Genomic DNA, 18,023 nt, shown 5'->3' on the forward strand with positions numbered 1-18,023 from the left:
TTCAATTCAATTTACGTTCCTTCAACATATTAAATAGTCTTATAATAGAAAATCGTGGCATGTAATTCGCCAGTTGCGGATTTTGCATAGTTGGGAATTTTCCCTGCTGAAATAAAGCCTAATGAAGTATACAGCTGATTAGAAGGATCTCCTTCTCTTGTATCCAGAACGAGTAACGATCTTCCTTCTTTAACAGCTCTCTCTTCTGCCGCTTTCATTAATAAACGTCCAATTCCATTACGGCGATAACTAGGGTGAGTCATTAATTTGGCAATTTCAGCTCGATGAATACCATTCTGTTTCGCACATAAATGCAACTGGATACTTCCAACTATCCGATTGTTTCTTTTAGCGACAAAAAGAATGACTTCTGGATTTAAAACGTCTTCCCAATATGTCATAGCATCCAGCAGTTCCAAAGGTGGTAAAAATCCTACTGATGCCCCATCATCTACTACTTGAATTAGAAGCTCTGAAAGTTCCTCCATCTGTTCTTCAGTGGTTATTAGTTGTTCGATTTTCACTTCATTAATCATTGTTATCACTCCAAATTAATGTGTTTTCTTTTATAAAATTAATTCGACAGAAATTGGAATTTACCTTTTTATTCGTTCATTACGCAAAGAAATAACTCACTAGATGGAGTATAGGGCTTTATTAAAAATCTTGGATTCAATTGTACATTCCAATTATTCCCCTGTTTTTTAAGATATTAAATGTTAATATCCCAATAATCTCTACTTCGAATCATATTAAAAAGGCAGAAAACATCTCCACTTGATGTTTTCTGCCTCTATTCTCTATTCTATTACCAAACAAATAATCCAACAATCATTGCACTTAATAATGAAACAGCAATGCCGCTTACAAGAAGCTTCCAAACATTTTTGCCAATAACTGATGCTTTTTCTTCTGATAAAACTGAACTGTAAGTTCCATAAATCATACCAACTGTACTAAAATTCGCAAATGACGTTAAAAAGGTCGTTGCTACAGCAATGGTATGCGGTGGCAGTGTATCTAAGTGATTCATTAGATCCATCATGGCAACAAATTCATTCGTAGCTACTTTGATTCCCATTAATTGTGCTACATACATCGCATCATTCCCCGTTAAACCAAGTAAAAAGGCAAATGGACTGAAGACATATGAGAAGATTTTTTGAATCGTAAGACCATCTACAAATACACCTAAAATTCCGTTTAAAGCAGCAGTAAGAGCTACATATCCAATGATCATCGCTAAAATAACGATCACCATATTCATACCGACTAACATGCTATTAGAAATAGTTGAGAAGAAGTCCTTTTTTTCCGATTTTGGCGGAACATATACGATATCTTCTTCCTTAGGTACATGAACAGGATTTAAAAGACTAACTAAAATCAGTGCATTTAAACAGTTTAACGGAATTGCAGTAAATACATATTCTGCAGGAACCATGGTTAAATAAGCCCCAATAATCGATCCACTTATACTACTCATCCCCATAATTCCAAAGGTGAGTAAACGATTATCCTTTAAGACAGAAAGCTGATCACGAATAACTGCTAATGCTTCCGTGTTACCTAAGAACATCATTTGAATGGAGAAAAAGCTTTCTAGTTTAGGCAAGCGTGACACTTTGGAAATAACCCAGCCCACCTTATCAATGATCCACGTTAAAATACCGAAATAAGATAAAATGTCAAAAAAGGTTACGATGAAAATAATCGGTAGCAGTGCACTAAAGAAAAAGTCTACCGTTTCATTTGCCATAGCAGTTGGAAATACAAAGGAAATTCCTTCGTTCGCGCAGGCAATTAACCACGTAAAGAAAGAAGCGATTTTATTAATGACCAAACCGCCAATGTCTGTTCCTAGCATAAACCATGTAATAAATAATTCGACAATGATTAGAGAAGCAATCGCTCTCCATTTCACTTCTTTCTTTTTCGGAGAACATAAAAATACGGCGCCTATCACTACAAAAACGCCCAAAATATTTAATAAAAAGTACATGTAAGCAGCCCCTAGATGTGAATTTAAACAATAAAAAATCCCTTATTTTTCATAATTTCTGTCAAAAGAAAAAGAATGAAAAATAAGGGATTTAGAGAAGGAGTAGTACACTACCCCCTTCTTCATACAAAATTTAATCAAACTTTTCTGTAGTCTAGTATTTTACGGTTACTAGGTAGAAACAATCAGGCCATATTTCTGATCATATACAAGAAAAATTTTATTGTATCAATTGATATGAAGAAATATTACTCGTTCCCTTTTCAATAATCAATACATTAACCCTTATTCATAATAATAAAATTAACGTAAAGATTCACAAACATCTATTAACTACGACATAGTATGAACGAAATTCTTTTTTTCATACTGATTATGTGCAAATCAAACATTGTATTTGTCTTTATTTTTCCCTAAAATAATATAGATTGAATTGGAGGAATGGTTATGAAAAAAGGTTATTTAGCAAATGGGTTATTTGGTTTAGGAGATAGATTGGTTAATGAATTAGTTGCAAAAGAGGTACGTGCTACGATTCCTGGAGTGGATTTATATGTACCACAAGAAAATATGTCCATTAATGACAAATCGGCTTATGCAGATAGTCTTGCAATAGCCAGTGCAGACATTAAAGCATTAAAGGAGAGCGACTTTTTAGTTGCCATTATTGATGGAGTTGAAATTGATGCTGGGGTTGCTGCTGAAATTGGTGCATTTTCCATGTTGAATCGTCCTATTTTCGCGCTCTATTCAGATACACGTCAACAAGGCCGTGACAACACGAAAAAAATTGATGCTTTAGTAGCAGATGGAACTGAAAACCAATTTATGTATCGCAATTTGTTTGTCGTTGGTTTGATCAAACAAAATGGTGTGATTGTAGACTCTATTGAGCAATTAGGGGAAGCGTTAAAAACTGCAACATTTTAAAGTATCTATATTAGAAAATCCTGTGTATATATCAACACGGGATTTTTTCAATTTCAGCCACTATTTTATTAACTTTCGATGTTTTGAAAGTCTATGAATTAGAATTCCTACAGCTTCAATTGGGATTTCTCTTTAACTACGGATTCACTTTCCTATTATTTCTTCTTTCACTAATTTTATGTAGCAATTTAATAATCATTTCATTACTAGAGATCTACTAATCGATGCTTATTGGATAATAAATGCATAAATTATCACACAACAACACTAGTTCATTGTTACTATTTTCATCAATTACTTCACCGTTTCTTCTAGTGAAATGCGCCTATATACATATATTCAACAAAAAATTGAAAAATAGATAAAAACTGTTAACGTTTAAACCGATAATAATCCAGGTGGTCTCTCCTCACTTGATATTCCTGATTTTCTATGATCTTAAATCGGTAATTTTACTAATGAAGGGAATAACCACCAGAATAATTTTTATAAGAAAAGAAAGGATTGAATGTATGTCACAGCAAGAACAATGGAAATCAAAACTAGGGTTCATATTAGCTACCTCAGGCTCTGCAATTGGGTTGGGAGCAATATGGAAATTCCCCTATGTGGCTGGAACGGGTGGAGGTGGAGCATTTTTCCTAATCTTTTTGTTGTTTGCTTTCTTATTAGGATACCCGCTATTAGTCGGTGAATTCATTGTAGGTCGCAAAGGGCAAAGTGATGCCATTTCTATCTATAAGAAGCTAGCTCCTAATTCGAAATGGCACCTTTTAGGCAGAATGGGAGTATTAATAGGTATCCTAGTTTTATCGTTTTACAGTGTTGTTGGAGGTTGGATTATTCTCTATTTATTTAAAGCACTTACTGGAGGACTTAACGGACTTTCGCAAGAACAGTACGGAGCTTTATTTGGAGAAATTATCTCAAATCCATTTTCAACGCTACTGGGTCAGTTTCTCTTTATTTTAATCACAGTACTTATCGTTGCTCAAGGGGTTCAAAAGGGTATTGAAAAAGTAAGTAAAATAATGATGCCTATTCTTTTTATATTATTTATAGTTATCGTTATTCGTTCACTTAGTTTAGATGGGGCTATGGAAGGGGTTAAATTCTTACTTGTACCCGACTTTACAAAATTAACATCCGAATCGATTTTGTTTGCTCTAGGACAAGCATTTTTCACAATTACTTTAGGTGCTTCAGTAATGGTTACTTATGCTTCTTACCTACCGAAAACACAAAATCTACCTAGGTCTGCTTTTTCAATTATTATGTTGAACTTATTTATCGCTTTATTAGCGGGACTTGCGATTTTTCCAGGTGTGTTTTCATTTGGCATAGAACCAAATGCAGGACCACCATTGGTTTTTGCTGTATTACCAGCAGTGTTTAGCCAAATGTCCTTCGGGATATTCTTCTTTACTGCTTTTTTAATTTTATTTTTATTTGCTGCTTTAACTTCTGCTTTCTCAATGATTGAAATTGCTGTTTCAACAACAGCCAAAAATGATCCTTCTAAGCGAAAGAAACACACATGGCTTTTTGGTATGTTGATTTTTGTTATTGGGATTCCATCTTGTCTATCATATGGATTAATGGCAGATGTTAAATTATTCGATAAAACGATATTTGATTTAGTCGATTATGCAGTGAGTAATATAATGATGCCTCTAGGAGCATTGCTAATCTCTCTATTTATTTCTTTGAAAATTTCTAAAGAAGAGCTATTTGAAGAAATGAAACAAGGTTCTAAAGTGGGTAAACTATTCTTTAACGTTTGGTACTATCTATTAAGATATTTAACTCCAATTGCCATTATTATTGTGTTTCTTGACGTACTAGGGTTATTAGATTTATTTACAAAGTAACAAACAACTATTTTACATATTATACGGAGGCTTTTCAATATGACAACTATGAATAAACTACAACAATTATTTCCAAGTGCTGATGGAAATCAACAACAAAGAGATGAACTATTAGGCCATTTTAGAACAATATTAACAAAAATGGATGAATTAAAGGATCCTTCTAAATTAACTTTAGGTGAAATGCCTAATTATACTGAGGATTACTACAATCAAATCATTCAAAGTGCATTAGTACCTGAAAAAGGTGTTTCTATGGATGTAACGATAGAAAAATTAATGGACTTGGTAAAAGGTCATCGTTTCTTAAATAGTAACTACGTAGCCAATGCAACGCCATTACCTAACATCGCTAGTATACTTGGGAACTTAGTAATGGTTCTCTTAAACGGTAACAATCTTTGGGATGTAGATGGTTCAGCTGCTGCCAATGCAGAAGTACGAGTAACGAGTATGTTATCGAAATTAATTGGCTATGACCCAAATGAAAGCGCAGGGTATACTACATGGGGAGGACAAGGTGCAGTATTTAACTCTTTACGCTTAGCAATTGCACGCCAATTTCCGGAATCAAATAAAGAAGGTATTCCAAGTAACCTCTATTGTTTCTGTTCTGAACTCTCTCATTTTAGTCTTTATAAATCCGCAGAAGCAACAGGCATTGGTGTAAATAACATGGTGCGTGTAAAAGCAAATGACGATCATTCTATGGATTTAAATGATTTAATCGAAAAAATGGAAGAAGTAATAGAGAATGGTGGAATTCCTGTCTATGTTTTAGCAACAATGGGTACAACAGATACATTTGGTATTGACGACCTATATGGTATTAAACAAATATTGAAAGATATTGAACAACGCCACAACCTAAATCCTATTTATATACATGCCGATTCAGCAATGGGTGGGATGTATACATTCTTTAATGATTACGATTTTAAAAATAACCCACTTCAATTTGAAGAGGAAGTATGTGCAGTATTAAAACAATATCAAGTTCACTTCCAACATATGAATATTGCTGACAGTATGGTTTTTGATTTTCATAAGTTAGGTCAAACTCCATACATTACAAGCTTGTTCCTTATGAAAGATAAAACGGATCTACAATACTTGGATTTAGATGCTTCCGAAACTCCATATGTTGGTAGCCGCGGATATGGCAGCTATCATACAAGCTATACATTAGAATGCTCTAGAATGGGAAGTTCAATTTCTATTTACACCTCTTTATTAGCATTTGGATTAGAGGGTTATCAGCAAATATTAGCAAATTATTTGCTTGTGAATATTTCCTTTAGAAATGCTTTGAAAAAGGAATTTTCTAATGTGGAACTGACGAATGGAATATCTCCGGTTACTACTTTTAGATTTTATCCAGAAAATGTTAAATGGCGTGATGAGCTTGATGGAAATCTAACAACAACAGAAGTAACGGAAATTAATCAATATAATGAGGACTTTGCTGAATTAATCGGATTGGATAGAGATGTCATTTTCTTTGGTAACACAAAGAAACAACGACTTATATCTGTTACAGATTCTTCTAAACGTTTGCCAGTATATGTCCACAAATTCTATACTACCTCTCCTTACTCAACTGTAGAAGAAGTACACAGATATATATCGTTCTTAAAAGAACATATGGATATTCATAACAAATCACTTGTTTTGATTTAATAATATCCTAAAAAAACACCTTCGTTAAATGTACTTATTAAAAAGTACATTTCGAAGGTGTTTTATATTGCCTTATCAATTATGCTTTAAACTTCGTTATCATTGATTGTAATTCGTATGCTAGTACATTTAGTTCTTTTGCCGCATCAGATAATTGATTAATAGATTCTACTTGTTGCATTGTGCTACCTTCAATTTCATACGTAGAATTTGAGTTTTTCTGCGCTATTGCTGTTAAATCATTAACAGAGGCAGATACTTCTTCTGTTCCTGCTGAGATCTCTTGTGATGCAGCAGAAACACCTTCTATTTGATTTGAAATTTGGTCTGCTATTTCTTTGATTTTAACGAACATTTCGCCTGTTGTTTGAGCAATTTTTGTACCTTTTTCTGTTTCAATCGTACCGATTTTCATAGATGAAACTGCATTCTTTGTCTCATTTTGAATTTCTTCAATAATTTTCGAAATTTTCTCTGTAGATTTGCTAGACTCTTCCGCTAATATTCTAACTTCTTGCGCTACTACAGAAAACCCTTTACCGTGTTCTCCAGCACGAGCTGCTTCAATTGCCGCATTTAAAGCTAGTAAGTTCGTTTGGTTAGAAATACCAGTAATTACATCTAGAATACTTGTAATTTCATCGGAACGCTCTTTTAATAAACCAATAATGTTACTTGAGTTCTGCACAGTGTCATTGATGATTTCCATTTGAGAAACTACTTTACTTATAGCGTCGAGACCCTGCTCTGCGTAATCTTCCATATTTTTCGATATAACAGTAACGTCTTGAGAAGAATTTGCTATAGAACCGATTTCATTCGCGATTTGTTCGATGGCGCTTGCTGATTCAGTAACAGACACTTCTTGTGCTTGTATTCCCGCTGTCATTTCTTTAATGTTTTCACTGATTTTTATAGAATGGTCTTTTGATTGATCTGTAACTTTTGTAACTAATTCAGATGATTGTAATACTGTGTCAGAAGTCTTTCTTATACTCTGAATCATCGATTTTAATTCATACGCCATCTCATTAAAAGCTTCATTTATTTTCCCTAAATCATCTTCTCTTGTAGGTAACTTGATATCAAGATTTCCATTTCTCATTTCGTTAATACCAAATGATAATTGTTTCAATGGCTTGAAACTACTTCGTGTAAAAAACACTTGTAAAAGAACGATAATTATCATTGCAGGAATAAGGATCAGTAATGAATTAAACAAGAACTCTTTTGTTCCGGTCTTGACCATGCTTGCATCAACATCCACTCCGAAGAAAGCAAAGACTTCACCGGAAGAATTTTTGATTGGATACATAACTGTAATCCATGTTCCTAATAGATCATCATAAATTTCTGATGCCGTAATTTCTTTTGTTTCGTTCATTTCTCTAATAGCTTCAGCGGTTGCCTTAGGATGCTCGTTCAAGTCACCTATTTTCATGTTGTTTTCTTTCAATACATTCACAATGTGCGTTGGGTTAGCAATAATAGCTGATTTATTTCCTTCTATTAATTCAGAAGTAAAAAGATATCCTTGGGCAACATTTGGGTTAGTTTTAGATATATTGTCGAACATAGCTATCAACTCTGTTTGAGCCTTATCATCAAAATCCTTCTCATTGGCTGCATCTTCTACTAACTTAGGATCAATAGCCTTTCCCCAAAGAACTGCAATTTCTGTTGCTTGTTTTTCCATTTCAGTTGTTAATACACCATTTTGAACTTTTAGGCTGGAAACGATAAGTACGACTCCCACTAAGAGAATTAATGCGGTTGTTGTAGCAATAGATTTTGTCACAAAAGATAGTTTTTTAAATATATTCATAGAAAATCTCCCTTTTTTTTAGCAAATCTTATATCGACAATAATAAGGAAATTTTTAACCATCAATTTTTAAAAAACTATAAAATGTATAAAAAAGGGCAAATTAACACATTTCCAGATGAGGGACAAGGTGGAATATTGCGATGAAATAGGAGTTAAAGCTAAATATGGATATTTTGTGTCATTTAGGATTAAAAACGAATACGAACTAATCCAACACCCCATAAAATTTGCAGTAATAGCTGTTACAGGTTTCCGTAGGTATAAATATCCAATGAAAAGATTACTAGTAAAGAAGCACGTGTGAGACCACTAAAGCTCTATTCGAAAAGGAGAAGGAGAACTTTCCTCTAACAGCGAATTAAATACTATTAGGATTTTGTAGATATTTTAACATCAAAGGAGGAATTCGATGACACACATTATAACCGATCATGTTGGAAGACAAGTGAACATTTCCATTCCACCAAAACGCATCGTTTCGATTTGCCCAGCGATTACAGAAACACTCTTTGCTCTAGGTCTCGAAAGTGAAATAGTTGGTCGCACAAAATATTGTATTTTCCCCGAGGGAATAGTCGAAAACGTGGCGATTGTTGGAGGGACAAAGGAAGTAAACGAGGGAAAAATTCGTGATTTACAACCAGACCTCATTCTAGCTGAAAAAGAAGAAAATACAGAAGCAATCGTGCAAGCACTTGAACAAATTGCACCTGTTTTCGTCTTAGAGGTTCGTTCAATTAAAGAGGCTTATCGATTTATCCATACACTCGGATTTCTGACAAATAAGGAACAGGTAGCAGAGCGACTCATTGACTCTTGTAAAGCAGTATTTCCTTCTCCACATGTTCAGAGTGGAAATGCTGCTTATGTAATTTGGCGAAAACCATACATGGTCGTTGGCAGAACTACTTATATTAATGATATATTACATACGCTTGGTTTGCATAATCCCTTTGCAAAAGAAGTATCGAGATATCCCACGGTAACGAAAGAGGAACTAGCAGATGCAAATCTCGATGTCCTTTTGCTCGCTTCCGAACCATTTCCTTTTCAACAAAAACATATAGCGGAATTTCAAGCTTTTCTACCAAACACCAAAATCGTATTAGTAGAAGGCGAAATGTTTTGGTACGGGGCAAGAATGGAAACAGCAGGAGAGTATTTGAAAAAAATAATGCTATTCCAGTCGTAATGATTAAAATACAAGGACCGACTAGGGCTAGTAGAGTGTTAATATAAAGCGCTTTTTCTATCAGTAACAACGACCCCTTCCCCCTATAATTTGCCGTATATTTCATAATTCCTTCTAAATTGTCTGCAAGCTTTTTCGTTTAGAAAATTTTCTCTCTACAAAATAGATCAATCAAGGAATTAGATGCCTAGAAAGTTCATTGAATTCATATAATAAACAATAGAAATAAATAAAAAAGGAGAGATCACCACGATTCAAAAGAAGCACAGAAGACGTAATACAGTAGCATTTACAGTATTAGCTTATTTCACACTTTTTGCAGGTGTATTTATGTTCAGTATTGGTCTTTATAATGCGGATAACTTACAGCTAAATGAAAAGGGATATTATATTGCGGTTATGATTTTAGTGGCGGTTGGGGCGATCCTTACACAAAAAGTCACACGTGATAATGCGGAGGATAACGAAATCATCGCAGAGCAAGAACAAGAACGTCAAATGAGCAATGTTAGGATTCCAACGAAGGAATCGTAATTTACTTTTATGTAGACTCTGCTAAATTAGGGTTGTAACGAAAATCCGCGAGACTCCTGCGAAAATACGGACTGCCAAGATCCCACAACGAGCTTATAGGAACAAATCCTAATTTCGCAGAAAGCGAGTGGATTTTCGGCTTTAACAGCATTATCGTTTAAAAGAGCCTTTATGTATAACCATTTTATACCCGTAATAAATATGAAAAAATGGGCTGTCCCTAAAGTCATATAGTGACTGAGAGATGGTCTCCTTTCCAATGTATTGATTTCCGTTCCAGACGGACGCTTTCCGCGGGCATGGCTTCAGTCTCCTCGTCGCTTTCGCTCCTGCGGGGCCTTCAGCTCACGCTATTCCCGCTGGAGTCGCCGTCTTCCACTACAATCAATTACCTACAAAAAATAGTAGTTTAATAAAAAGTATACAAAAAACAGGTGTAGAAAAAGACTCCTTTTTCTACACCTGCTTCAATTTATGGGCTTATTGGACAGCCCCTTATTTACGTTGTATTTTGATGAAGACAAAATTAGATCTTTTTAACAAACTCCGATTTTAATTTCATCGCTCCAAAACCATCAATTTTACAGTCGATATTATGATCTCCATCCACTAAACGAATGCTCTTTACTTTCGTTCCAATTTTTAAAGTAGATGAACTTCCTTTTACTTTAAGGTCTTTAACGATCGATACAGAATCACCATCGTTTAAGACATTTCCATTAGCATCTTTAACAATCTTTTGATCTTCATTACTTTCTTGGTCTGCCACTGCTGTCCACTCATGGGCACATTCTGGGCAAATAAAAAGACTTCCATCTTCGTACGTATATTCTGAATTACATTTTGGGCAATTTGGGAAAGCAGACATAATTATATTTCCTCCATTCGTTCGCTATTGTCCATTCTAATATAATAGTCTTTGCCATACAACAACTAATGCTATTTCTATGATTCCATCTTAGTTTGGTTTATGCTAACCTCTACAAGGATTGATTTTTAGTTCCTAGATCCAATGAATATGCCCATTTGTTTCGATGTTTATTTTAAATAATTTACTGTCATTGTGGGGATAACTTATAGAGGGTTTTTCGAAGTGATGAACAATAGTTGTGTATATGTGTGTAACTTTTGATGAATTTCGGTTAATTTCATTGTTATTGAGTGTGAACAAAATGATTATGTGTGTAACCTGTGGAGAACGTATGCTATATAGATAGTTGTTGCACAACTTTTGTAGATTTAGTACACAGTTGGGGAAAAAGTGTTTATAGGTCTGCTTCTATGATATTTGCTTTTCTCCATGAAATGCAAAAAGACCAAGTCAGACACGTAAGGCTTCGCTTGGTCTCCTGCCATTATAATATATCCATGCCATTTTATCGCTTTCTTCTTTGGCATTGACACTTATTTTTGAACCACGAAGTTCTCCATATATCGATAAATTGCATGAGCAACCCCATTCTCGTCATTATTAAGGGTTGTCGTTGTACAAACAGTTTTTATGACATCTTTCGCATTTCCCATCGCTACGCTGTATCCAACTTTCTGGAACATGGATAAATCATTGTTGCTATCCCCGATTGCCATAGACTGATCTAAGGAGCCGTTCATCAGGATAGCCAATTTTTCAAGGGCCATTCCTTTTGAAGCTCTTTCACTAGTAATTTCAATGTTATGATCAGCAGATGAAACAACCATCAACTCATCAAACTTTTTGAATTGGTTCCATGCATCCTCTAACTTCTTTTTATCAAAAGAACACGCTAAAATGTTATAGAATTCTTCCTCTTGTTTTAAGATATCATGATAGTTTTCAACTAAAACATATCCAAACTGATCAAATTGCCTTTCTGCTACTTCAACTAATTCTTTCATATCTGTATTCAAATCTGCATTTTTCAAACTATTAATCTCATTCTGGAAATGTTCTCTGCCCTTTTTAAGAGAATAAATGGCTTTATCAGTAAACACTTCGTAATAATAATTCCGTTCATCTAACCATTGGAGAATAGATTGGGCACATTCTTTAGTTATCGTAATAGAAGAAATGCACTTTCCGCTTTTTGAATGAGTGGTTGCGCCATTTGTCCCGATAACAAATGGGGAAATCCCGGCTTTTTCACAAATTGTTTGAACATCAAAATAAGCCCGTCCAGTTGAAATAACTACTTCAATGCCTCTATCTTGGGCATATTGAATAGCCTTTATATTTTCTTCACTAATTTCATTCTTGTTGTTTAATAACGTTCCGTCTAAATCGATCGCAATGAAACTCATGATATATAGCTCCTTTTCTCATTCTAGCTATTAAATTATCTTTTTAGCTTTTTTACCTACTATCAATAAAAATTTAATCAAAAAAGAGAGAAATCACTCTTCCTTCTCAATATGTCCTTTTATAGATTGACTATGCTAGATTCCAATTGATTTCCTCTAATTTTGAATGATTTCTCCATTCCTCTGGAAATGGTTGCTCACAGACAATCACATCGACTTTTTCTATAGGACAAACTTTACAAAATGTGTCGACACCAATTTTAGAGTAATCCGTTAGCAATATAACTTGCTTTGATACCTCTACCATCTTTCGTGAAACTAATGTTTCATGTAAATGATAATTACTAACACCACTTTGAATGGAAACACCACCAGCTGAAATAAACGCTTTATCAATATTAAATTGATTTAACATTTGCTCAGTGAGACCGCCGCTTATAGATTGATGCTTCGGATCAATTTGTCCCCCTAATAATAGAACTTGACCTGTAAACTTATTTTGATTGAGCTTTTCGGATAACACAGACGACACAGGAAGAGAATTGGTTAAAATCGTAATGTCTTTTTTATTTTCAATACACTGCGCAAATTCAAGCATGGTTGTCCCTACATCGATGGCAATCACATCTCCGTTAGAAATGAGTTCTACTGCTTTTTTCCCAACCTTGACTTTCGCTTCTTGATTCACCGTCGTACGCTGTGCAAATGGAGGCTCCTCAAATTCAAAGACTGTTTTAATCGCTCCACCGTAAACCCTTTTTAAAAGTCCTTTTTCCTCTAATATCATCAAATCGCGTCGAATCGTTTCCTCTGAAACATTAAATTGTTCAACTAATTCCATCAATTTTACTTTTCCCATTATGTTAAGCTCTTTTAAAATTTCACTCTTTCTTTCTTCTGGAAAAACAGACATATTTCTTCCCCCGTGATCATTTTATAAAATAATGCATTCTTTCTTCGGTACAAGAATATGAACGCGTTCTCCTTGCTCAAACATATTCCCTCGGTGGTGAAGATAGTCTACAAGGAAAGCGGACTCCTCTGTTTCTACTTCATACCTTAAAACATTCCCTATCATGGAAACATCTTTAATAACCCCTTTAATTACCCAGTTCTCTTGTAAATCCAAACTATCCTGACCAACAGAAACTAATTGTAAAACCTCAGGACGAATCGCGACTTCATTCCCTTTTATTTCTGTGCTGCGAACAAGTTTACGGAAAACTTCCAAATCACAAACATTATAATTTCCAATAAATTTTGCAACAAATGTATTGACTGGAGAAGTGTAAATTTCTGATGGAGAACCGGATTGTACAACTTGTCCTTTATTCATGACAAAAATTCGATCAGACATCGTCATTGCTTCTTCCTGATCATGAGTAACAAAAATAGTTGTAATATCTAATTCTTTCTGTATTCTCTTTAATTCTTTTTGCAAACTTTTTCTAATTTTCGCATCCAATGCACTTAACGGCTCATCCAAAAGCAGTACTTTCGGCTCCATGACAAGCGCACGGGCAAGAGCAACCCTCTGCTGTTGCCCACCAGATAACTGATGAGGATAAGACTCTTCTTTTCCTATTAAATCAACCATATCAATCATCTTTTTCACTCTTGATTTAATATCTTTTACCTTCTTCATTTTGAGGCCGTACGCGATATTGTCAAAAACGCTCATATTCGGGAAAAGCGCATAAGACTGAAATACCATACCGACTTCACGCTGACGCGGTGATAAATTAGTAATATCTTTTCCATCAATTAAGATTCTTCCTAAATCTACGTCTTCAAGCCCCGCAATAGAACGTAATAATGTACTTTTTCCGCATCCGCTTTGCCCAAGAAGTGTAGCAAATTCTCCTTTTTTTAATTTGATAGAAATGTCATTTAAAACGACTTGATTTTCATACCCCTTAGTCACTTGATCAATGGTTACATAGCTCATTATTTTTCACCTTCTAAAGTAGTATTTTTATGAAAAGAAAGAATTCGCTTCTTATTTGACACGACAGGTTTTTTTTCGTTTCTAAACGTAAGTTTTAATACAGCCCCCGTTAAAAGCAAAATCACTGAATAATAAGTAATAACAATTGCACTTGTTAAGTGACCACTGCTATTTAGTTTGTCGGCAAGATAAATTTGAAGAGTTTCAAATCGGCCCCCGACAAGCAAATTGGCAAAAGCAAACTCACTAAATAAAAGAGCGACTGATAATAAGGTAGAAACTAAAATACCAGATGTAATATTTGGAAACACCACCGTGCGAAACGCCTGGAATTTTGTAGCACCGAGTAGTTCAGCTGCATTAACAAGTTGTACAGCATTAACCGTACGAAGACTGTTACGAATGCCTTGATACATAAATGGAAGAATCGTTATGAAATAAGCACCGATTAAAATCCAAGGTGTACCGGCAATTTGAATCGGTCCATCTGAATATATCTTGATTAATCCAACAGCTCCAACAATGGGTGGAATTCCGTAAGGAAGCATAGCTGCTGCTTGAAGTAATCCTTCCCATTTACTGAAATATACCGTGATGATAAAGATAGTCGGAATCATAATAACAACACTAAGACCTACAGTCATGACAATTAAAAACAGCGTTCGTTGAAAAGCATCATAAAACCGTTCATCTTGAAATAATTCAATATACCATTTCATTGTATAACTCTCAGGTAAAATGGTATGATCCCATTTACCGGCAATCGAGAATAAAAATGTTCCTACAAGAGGAATTAATAAATAGATAACTAATAACCCAACAATCACTTTATGAATAGTCAATGAAGATTTCATCGTAAATCCCTCCTAATGCGACGCATCATTCGTCCATTAAACCACATCGCCCCTATCATAGTCGCTGCTAGAAGAACTCCCAACGCACTACCTAACTGCGGCTTTAGTGCAACGTCACTAGCAACCAGAGAGGCAATTTGCAATGACAATAAGTTATAGTTGCTGCCGACTAATGCATAGGCTGTAGCGTAAGCTCCCATCGCATTAGCAAACAAAATACTGAATGTTCCTACAATACTTGGTAAAAGAACTGGAATCCCAATGCGAGTCCAAAATGATACTGTTGACCCTCCTAATAATGAAGAGGCTTCTTTCCATTGTTTCTTAATTCCTTGATAAGAAGGGTAGATGAGCATAACAGCAAGCGGAATTTGAAAATATACATAAACAAGAATGAGGCCTGTCCATGAATACAAATTAAAATCCGCAAACAAATCCCAACCAATCTTTGAAAAAAGCAACGTAAACAACCCATTGTTTCCAAGTAAAATAATATATGAAAATGAAAGGGGAATCCCCTCAAAGTTCGAAGTCATATTGGTAATCATTAAAAAGCGATTTTGTACTTTTTGTGAGAACTTTGTAATCGAATAGGCTGCAATGACTGCTATAATCACAGAAGTAACAGCAGAAAATAAGGAAATGACAAGGCTATTTTGAATGGCCTGTAAGTAAAACTTACTTTTAAATATGGTGATATATTGACTTATCGTAACTTGAATTCCATCGTCTGCATAAAAACTATTTTTAATCATTGCCACTAATGGTGCTATTTCAAATCCAATCACAAACAAAATAAATGGCAGTAAAAGAGCTAATAAGTAAATTTTTTGTTTTTTAATTTTTCGCAAGACTTCTCGCTCCTCTATGTTCTCCAACAATTTGGGAATTGGTTTAACAGTACGTCCATTAAACCAATTCCTATCAACTGTCATTCTTCATTTTAATGTTGAATAGTGTGTATCTTTTTTAAAGGTTAGTTTTTTCTTTGAGACCTGGCAATTGATATGAAATCATTTTATTGGAAGGCTCAATATTTAAAAGTTCGCAAACAAGCGGTGCAAAAGCTAATTGCGGAACCACTTCACTGTAAACGCCAGGTTCGACTTTTGGACTAATGATAAAGAGCGGTACATCACGCTCACCATCAGTTATGCCGCCATGGTTGCCATATTCACTCATGCCATGATCAGATGTAATTAAAATGTGGTAACCTTCTTTGATCCAAATTGGCAAAAGTTGTGCCAACAAGCTTCCCATTTTTAAGATTTGTTCACGATATTCTTTCGATTCCGAACCGAAAATTTCACCTTTTACATCTACACCGAGCGGATGAATATATAGAAAGTGTGGGTCATACTTTCTGCGTAAAGCTTCTGCATCCATTAACACATGACTGTCTGGATAGTCATCATCCCAATAAAATTTTCCATATTGAATCGCCTTAGACTCATCCTCTTGCTCGCGATCTTCAATAAAATGGAATGGCGCGCGATTATAAAGTTCGCTTACCCAGTAATAAGATGCTGTTCCATTTCTTAAGCCGTTTTCTTTCGTAAGATGAAAGAGACTTTTCTCAGTAGATAAGCGAACGGCTTGATTGGACGTAATTCCGTTCATTGATGCCGGTGTACCCGTTAGTAACACTTCATATAATGGACGAGAAAGACTTGGGAGTTCCGACTTTACTTTGTAAAGTGCTGCCTGATTTGTTTCAACTAGATGTTGAATAAATCCAAGAGCCTCACATGCTTTATCGTATCTCATACCATCAACAACAATTGCTATTACTTTATTTGACATGGACTAACACCTCTTCTTGCCAAAGCTGCGGTAAATTTTTCGCTGTTTCTTCCCAAGCTTTGTAATCTTCAATTGGTTCTGCATTTTTGTACTGTTCTTCTGGAACCATTTTTTCAGCTACTTCTTTCGGAAGTTCTACATCGCGAATTGGACGGGCAAATCCTTTAGCTAAGTTAATTTGTCCTTCATCGCTTAAGATATATTCTCTAGTTGCCATCGCCGCATGCGGATGTTTTGCATATTTGTTAATAATAGTTGCGTAGCCGCTTACGACTGAACCTTCACTTGGAATGGATACTTCAAATTGATCACGGTTAATTTGGTCAGCATAACCAAGAGCATTGAAATCCCAAACAAGGGCAACTTCCACTTCCCCTTTTTCGATGTTAGCCGGCTTGGCATCCGTTAAGCTAAGGCGACCTTGCTTGGCAAGCTTAGCAAAAAAGTCAATTCCTGGTTGGAGATTTGTTTCATCACCGCCGTAAGCGATAGCAGCAGCAAGAACGGCCATTTGGTTCTGTGTACCACGCTGAACATCTCCAACTGTTACTTTATAATCTCCATTTAATATGTCATCCCAAGATTTTGGCGGGTTATCTACTAATTCTTTATTAGTAAAGAATGCGATCGTTCCTTGGTAGCCAACAACCCAATCTCCGTTGTCATCTTTTGCCCAGTCAGGTACCTCGTCCCAATAGGAAGTTTTATATGGTATCGTTAATTCTTTTTGTTCTGCGATTGGCCCAAAGGAAATCCCTACATCGCCGATATCAGCTGTTGCATTCTCTCCTTCAGATTCCATTTTGGCAATCTCTTCGGCACTGGATAAATCTGTATCATTGTGTTCCAGTGTATATTTTTCCATCACTTCATTCCACGTTTCTCCCCAGTTAGCCCATGAATCAGGCATACCGACACTATTAATTGTTCCCTCTTCTTTTGCCTTTGTTTCAATTTCTTTCAGGGTTAACGTACTCGGATCCTTAACAACTGGAGTAGCCTCCTCTTTAGTAGCACCACAAGCAGCTAATCCTAGTACACTAGCTCCTAACATCAAAACTTGAATAGACTTGTAACAATTCTTCTTGAATGTGTAATTCATAAA

At 35.3% G+C, this 18,023-nt stretch carries 15 protein-coding genes, 2 pseudogenes and 1 riboswitch; of the genes and pseudogenes, 5 read left to right on the forward strand and 12 right to left on the reverse strand.

The annotated features are described in order from the left end of the window. Nucleotides 1-29 precede the first annotated feature (29 nt). Together MHH81_RS19065 and MHH81_RS19070 are read right to left on the reverse strand one after the other, a co-directional pair. Complete coding sequence (locus MHH81_RS19065; protein ID WP_340924423.1) at nt 30-536, reverse strand: GNAT family N-acetyltransferase; 507 nt, start codon at nt 534-536, stop codon at nt 30-32. 272 nt (nt 537-808) lie between these two features. Further along, complete coding sequence (locus MHH81_RS19070; protein WP_340924425.1) at nt 809-2,002, reverse strand: NupC/NupG family nucleoside CNT transporter; 1,194 nt, start codon at nt 2,000-2,002, stop codon at nt 809-811. Nucleotides 2,003-2,132: 130 nt separating this feature from the next. Then, a riboswitch (purine riboswitch) is annotated at nt 2,133-2,234 on the reverse strand. Nucleotides 2,235-2,449: 215 nt separating this feature from the next. Here MHH81_RS19070 and MHH81_RS19075 point away from each other — a divergent pair. The 3 genes from MHH81_RS19075 to MHH81_RS19085 all read left to right on the forward strand — a co-directional run bounded on the left by MHH81_RS19075 (nt 2,450) and on the right by MHH81_RS19085 (nt 6,483). Continuing rightward, entirely contained in the window at nt 2,450-2,932 is a 483-nt protein-coding gene (locus tag MHH81_RS19075) for a nucleoside 2-deoxyribosyltransferase (protein WP_340924427.1), read from the forward strand. A gap of 512 nt (nt 2,933-3,444) precedes the next feature. Next, nucleotides 3,445-4,803: a sodium-dependent transporter gene (locus MHH81_RS19080; RefSeq protein WP_340924430.1), complete on the forward strand. Its 1,359-nt coding sequence runs from the start codon at nt 3,445-3,447 to the stop codon at nt 4,801-4,803. A 48-nt stretch (nt 4,804-4,851) separates the two neighbouring features. Further along, on the forward strand, nt 4,852-6,483 hold the full coding sequence (locus MHH81_RS19085; protein WP_340925349.1) for a pyridoxal phosphate-dependent decarboxylase family protein: 1,632 nt from the start codon (nt 4,852-4,854) through the stop codon (nt 6,481-6,483). A 79-nt stretch (nt 6,484-6,562) separates the two neighbouring features. On the opposite strand, the gene MHH81_RS19090 is transcribed toward MHH81_RS19085, so the two are convergent. Further along, nucleotides 6,563-8,308, reverse strand: coding sequence for a methyl-accepting chemotaxis protein (locus MHH81_RS19090; RefSeq protein WP_340924432.1), 1,746 nt, complete (start codon nt 8,306-8,308; stop codon nt 6,563-6,565). A 411-nt stretch (nt 8,309-8,719) separates the two neighbouring features. Between MHH81_RS19090 and MHH81_RS19095 the strand changes: the two genes are divergently transcribed. Then, nucleotides 8,720-9,502 (forward strand): ABC transporter substrate-binding protein, encoded by a 783-nt coding sequence (locus tag MHH81_RS19095; protein ID WP_340924435.1) that lies wholly within the window; start codon nt 8,720-8,722, stop codon nt 9,500-9,502. Here MHH81_RS19095 and MHH81_RS19100 read toward each other — a convergent pair. Further along, nucleotides 9,480-9,563: pseudogene (locus MHH81_RS19100) on the reverse strand (DUF2619 domain-containing protein); the annotation flags it as partial. The gene MHH81_RS19095 and the pseudogene MHH81_RS19100 overlap by 23 nt on opposite strands. Before the next feature lie 191 nt (nt 9,564-9,754). Here MHH81_RS19100 and MHH81_RS19105 point away from each other — a divergent pair. Beyond that, nucleotides 9,755-10,036 (forward strand): YiaA/YiaB family inner membrane protein, encoded by a 282-nt coding sequence (locus MHH81_RS19105; RefSeq protein WP_340925352.1) that lies wholly within the window; start codon nt 9,755-9,757, stop codon nt 10,034-10,036. A 526-nt stretch (nt 10,037-10,562) separates the two neighbouring features. Here MHH81_RS19105 and MHH81_RS19110 read toward each other — a convergent pair. The 8 genes and pseudogenes from MHH81_RS19110 to MHH81_RS19145 all read right to left on the reverse strand — a co-directional run bounded on the left by MHH81_RS19110 (nt 10,563) and on the right by MHH81_RS19145 (nt 18,020). After that, nucleotides 10,563-10,904, reverse strand: a complete 342-nt coding sequence (locus tag MHH81_RS19110) for a zinc ribbon domain-containing protein YjdM (RefSeq protein ID WP_340924436.1) — start codon at nt 10,902-10,904, stop codon at nt 10,563-10,565. A 536-nt stretch (nt 10,905-11,440) separates the two neighbouring features. Beyond that, nucleotides 11,441-12,313: a Cof-type HAD-IIB family hydrolase gene (locus MHH81_RS19115; protein ID WP_340924439.1), complete on the reverse strand. Its 873-nt coding sequence runs from the start codon at nt 12,311-12,313 to the stop codon at nt 11,441-11,443. Between the two features lie 130 nt (nt 12,314-12,443). Continuing rightward, nucleotides 12,444-13,226, reverse strand: a complete 783-nt coding sequence (locus MHH81_RS19120; protein ID WP_340924441.1) for a DeoR/GlpR family DNA-binding transcription regulator — start codon at nt 13,224-13,226, stop codon at nt 12,444-12,446. A 21-nt stretch (nt 13,227-13,247) separates the two neighbouring features. Then, nucleotides 13,248-14,261, reverse strand: coding sequence for an ABC transporter ATP-binding protein (locus MHH81_RS19125; RefSeq protein WP_340924444.1), 1,014 nt, complete (start codon nt 14,259-14,261; stop codon nt 13,248-13,250). Further along, a complete protein-coding gene (locus tag MHH81_RS19130) occupies nt 14,261-15,115 on the reverse strand; it encodes an ABC transporter permease (protein WP_340924447.1) in 855 nt (284 codons plus the stop codon). The genes MHH81_RS19125 and MHH81_RS19130 overlap by 1 nt, the downstream gene beginning before the upstream one ends. A 140-nt stretch (nt 15,116-15,255) precedes the next feature. Further along, nucleotides 15,256-15,378: pseudogene (locus tag MHH81_RS21410) on the reverse strand (ABC transporter permease); the annotation flags it as partial. Between the two features lie 706 nt (nt 15,379-16,084). After that, entirely contained in the window at nt 16,085-16,918 is an 834-nt protein-coding gene (locus MHH81_RS19140; protein WP_340924452.1) for an alkaline phosphatase family protein, read from the reverse strand. Beyond that, nucleotides 16,908-18,020: an ABC transporter substrate-binding protein gene (locus MHH81_RS19145; RefSeq protein ID WP_340924454.1), complete on the reverse strand. Its 1,113-nt coding sequence runs from the start codon at nt 18,018-18,020 to the stop codon at nt 16,908-16,910. Before MHH81_RS19145 ends, MHH81_RS19140 begins: the two co-directional genes overlap by 11 nt. Nucleotides 18,021-18,023 lie beyond the last annotated feature (3 nt).

The organism is Psychrobacillus sp. FSL H8-0484 (assembly GCF_038005325.1).
Classification (GTDB): domain Bacteria; phylum Bacillota; class Bacilli; order Bacillales_A; family Planococcaceae; genus Psychrobacillus.

Coding starts and splice junctions, on each gene's coding strand:
- MHH81_RS19095 (WP_340924435.1), top strand. CDS start 8,720: ATGACACACATTATAACCGATCATGTTGGAAGACAAGTGAACATTTCC.
- MHH81_RS19070 (WP_340924425.1), bottom strand. CDS start 2,002: ATGTACTTTTTATTAAATATTTTGGGCGTTTTTGTAGTGATAGGCGCC.
- MHH81_RS19145 (WP_340924454.1), bottom strand. CDS start 18,020: ATGAATTACACATTCAAGAAGAATTGTTACAAGTCTATTCAAGTTTTG.
- MHH81_RS19065 (WP_340924423.1), bottom strand. CDS start 536: ATGATTAATGAAGTGAAAATCGAACAACTAATAACCACTGAAGAACAG.
- MHH81_RS19140 (WP_340924452.1), bottom strand. CDS start 16,918: ATGTCAAATAAAGTAATAGCAATTGTTGTTGATGGTATGAGATACGAT.
- MHH81_RS19115 (WP_340924439.1), bottom strand. CDS start 12,313: ATGAGTTTCATTGCGATCGATTTAGACGGAACGTTATTAAACAACAAG.
- MHH81_RS19080 (WP_340924430.1), top strand. CDS start 3,445: ATGTCACAGCAAGAACAATGGAAATCAAAACTAGGGTTCATATTAGCT.
- MHH81_RS19085 (WP_340925349.1), top strand. CDS start 4,852: ATGAATAAACTACAACAATTATTTCCAAGTGCTGATGGAAATCAACAA.
- MHH81_RS19075 (WP_340924427.1), top strand. CDS start 2,450: ATGAAAAAAGGTTATTTAGCAAATGGGTTATTTGGTTTAGGAGATAGA.
- MHH81_RS19125 (WP_340924444.1), bottom strand. CDS start 14,261: ATGAGCTATGTAACCATTGATCAAGTGACTAAGGGGTATGAAAATCAA.
- MHH81_RS19120 (WP_340924441.1), bottom strand. CDS start 13,226: ATGTCTGTTTTTCCAGAAGAAAGAAAGAGTGAAATTTTAAAAGAGCTT.
- MHH81_RS19130 (WP_340924447.1), bottom strand. CDS start 15,115: ATGAAATCTTCATTGACTATTCATAAAGTGATTGTTGGGTTATTAGTT.
- MHH81_RS19090 (WP_340924432.1), bottom strand. CDS start 8,308: ATGAATATATTTAAAAAACTATCTTTTGTGACAAAATCTATTGCTACA.
- MHH81_RS19110 (WP_340924436.1), bottom strand. CDS start 10,904: ATGTCTGCTTTCCCAAATTGCCCAAAATGTAATTCAGAATATACGTAC.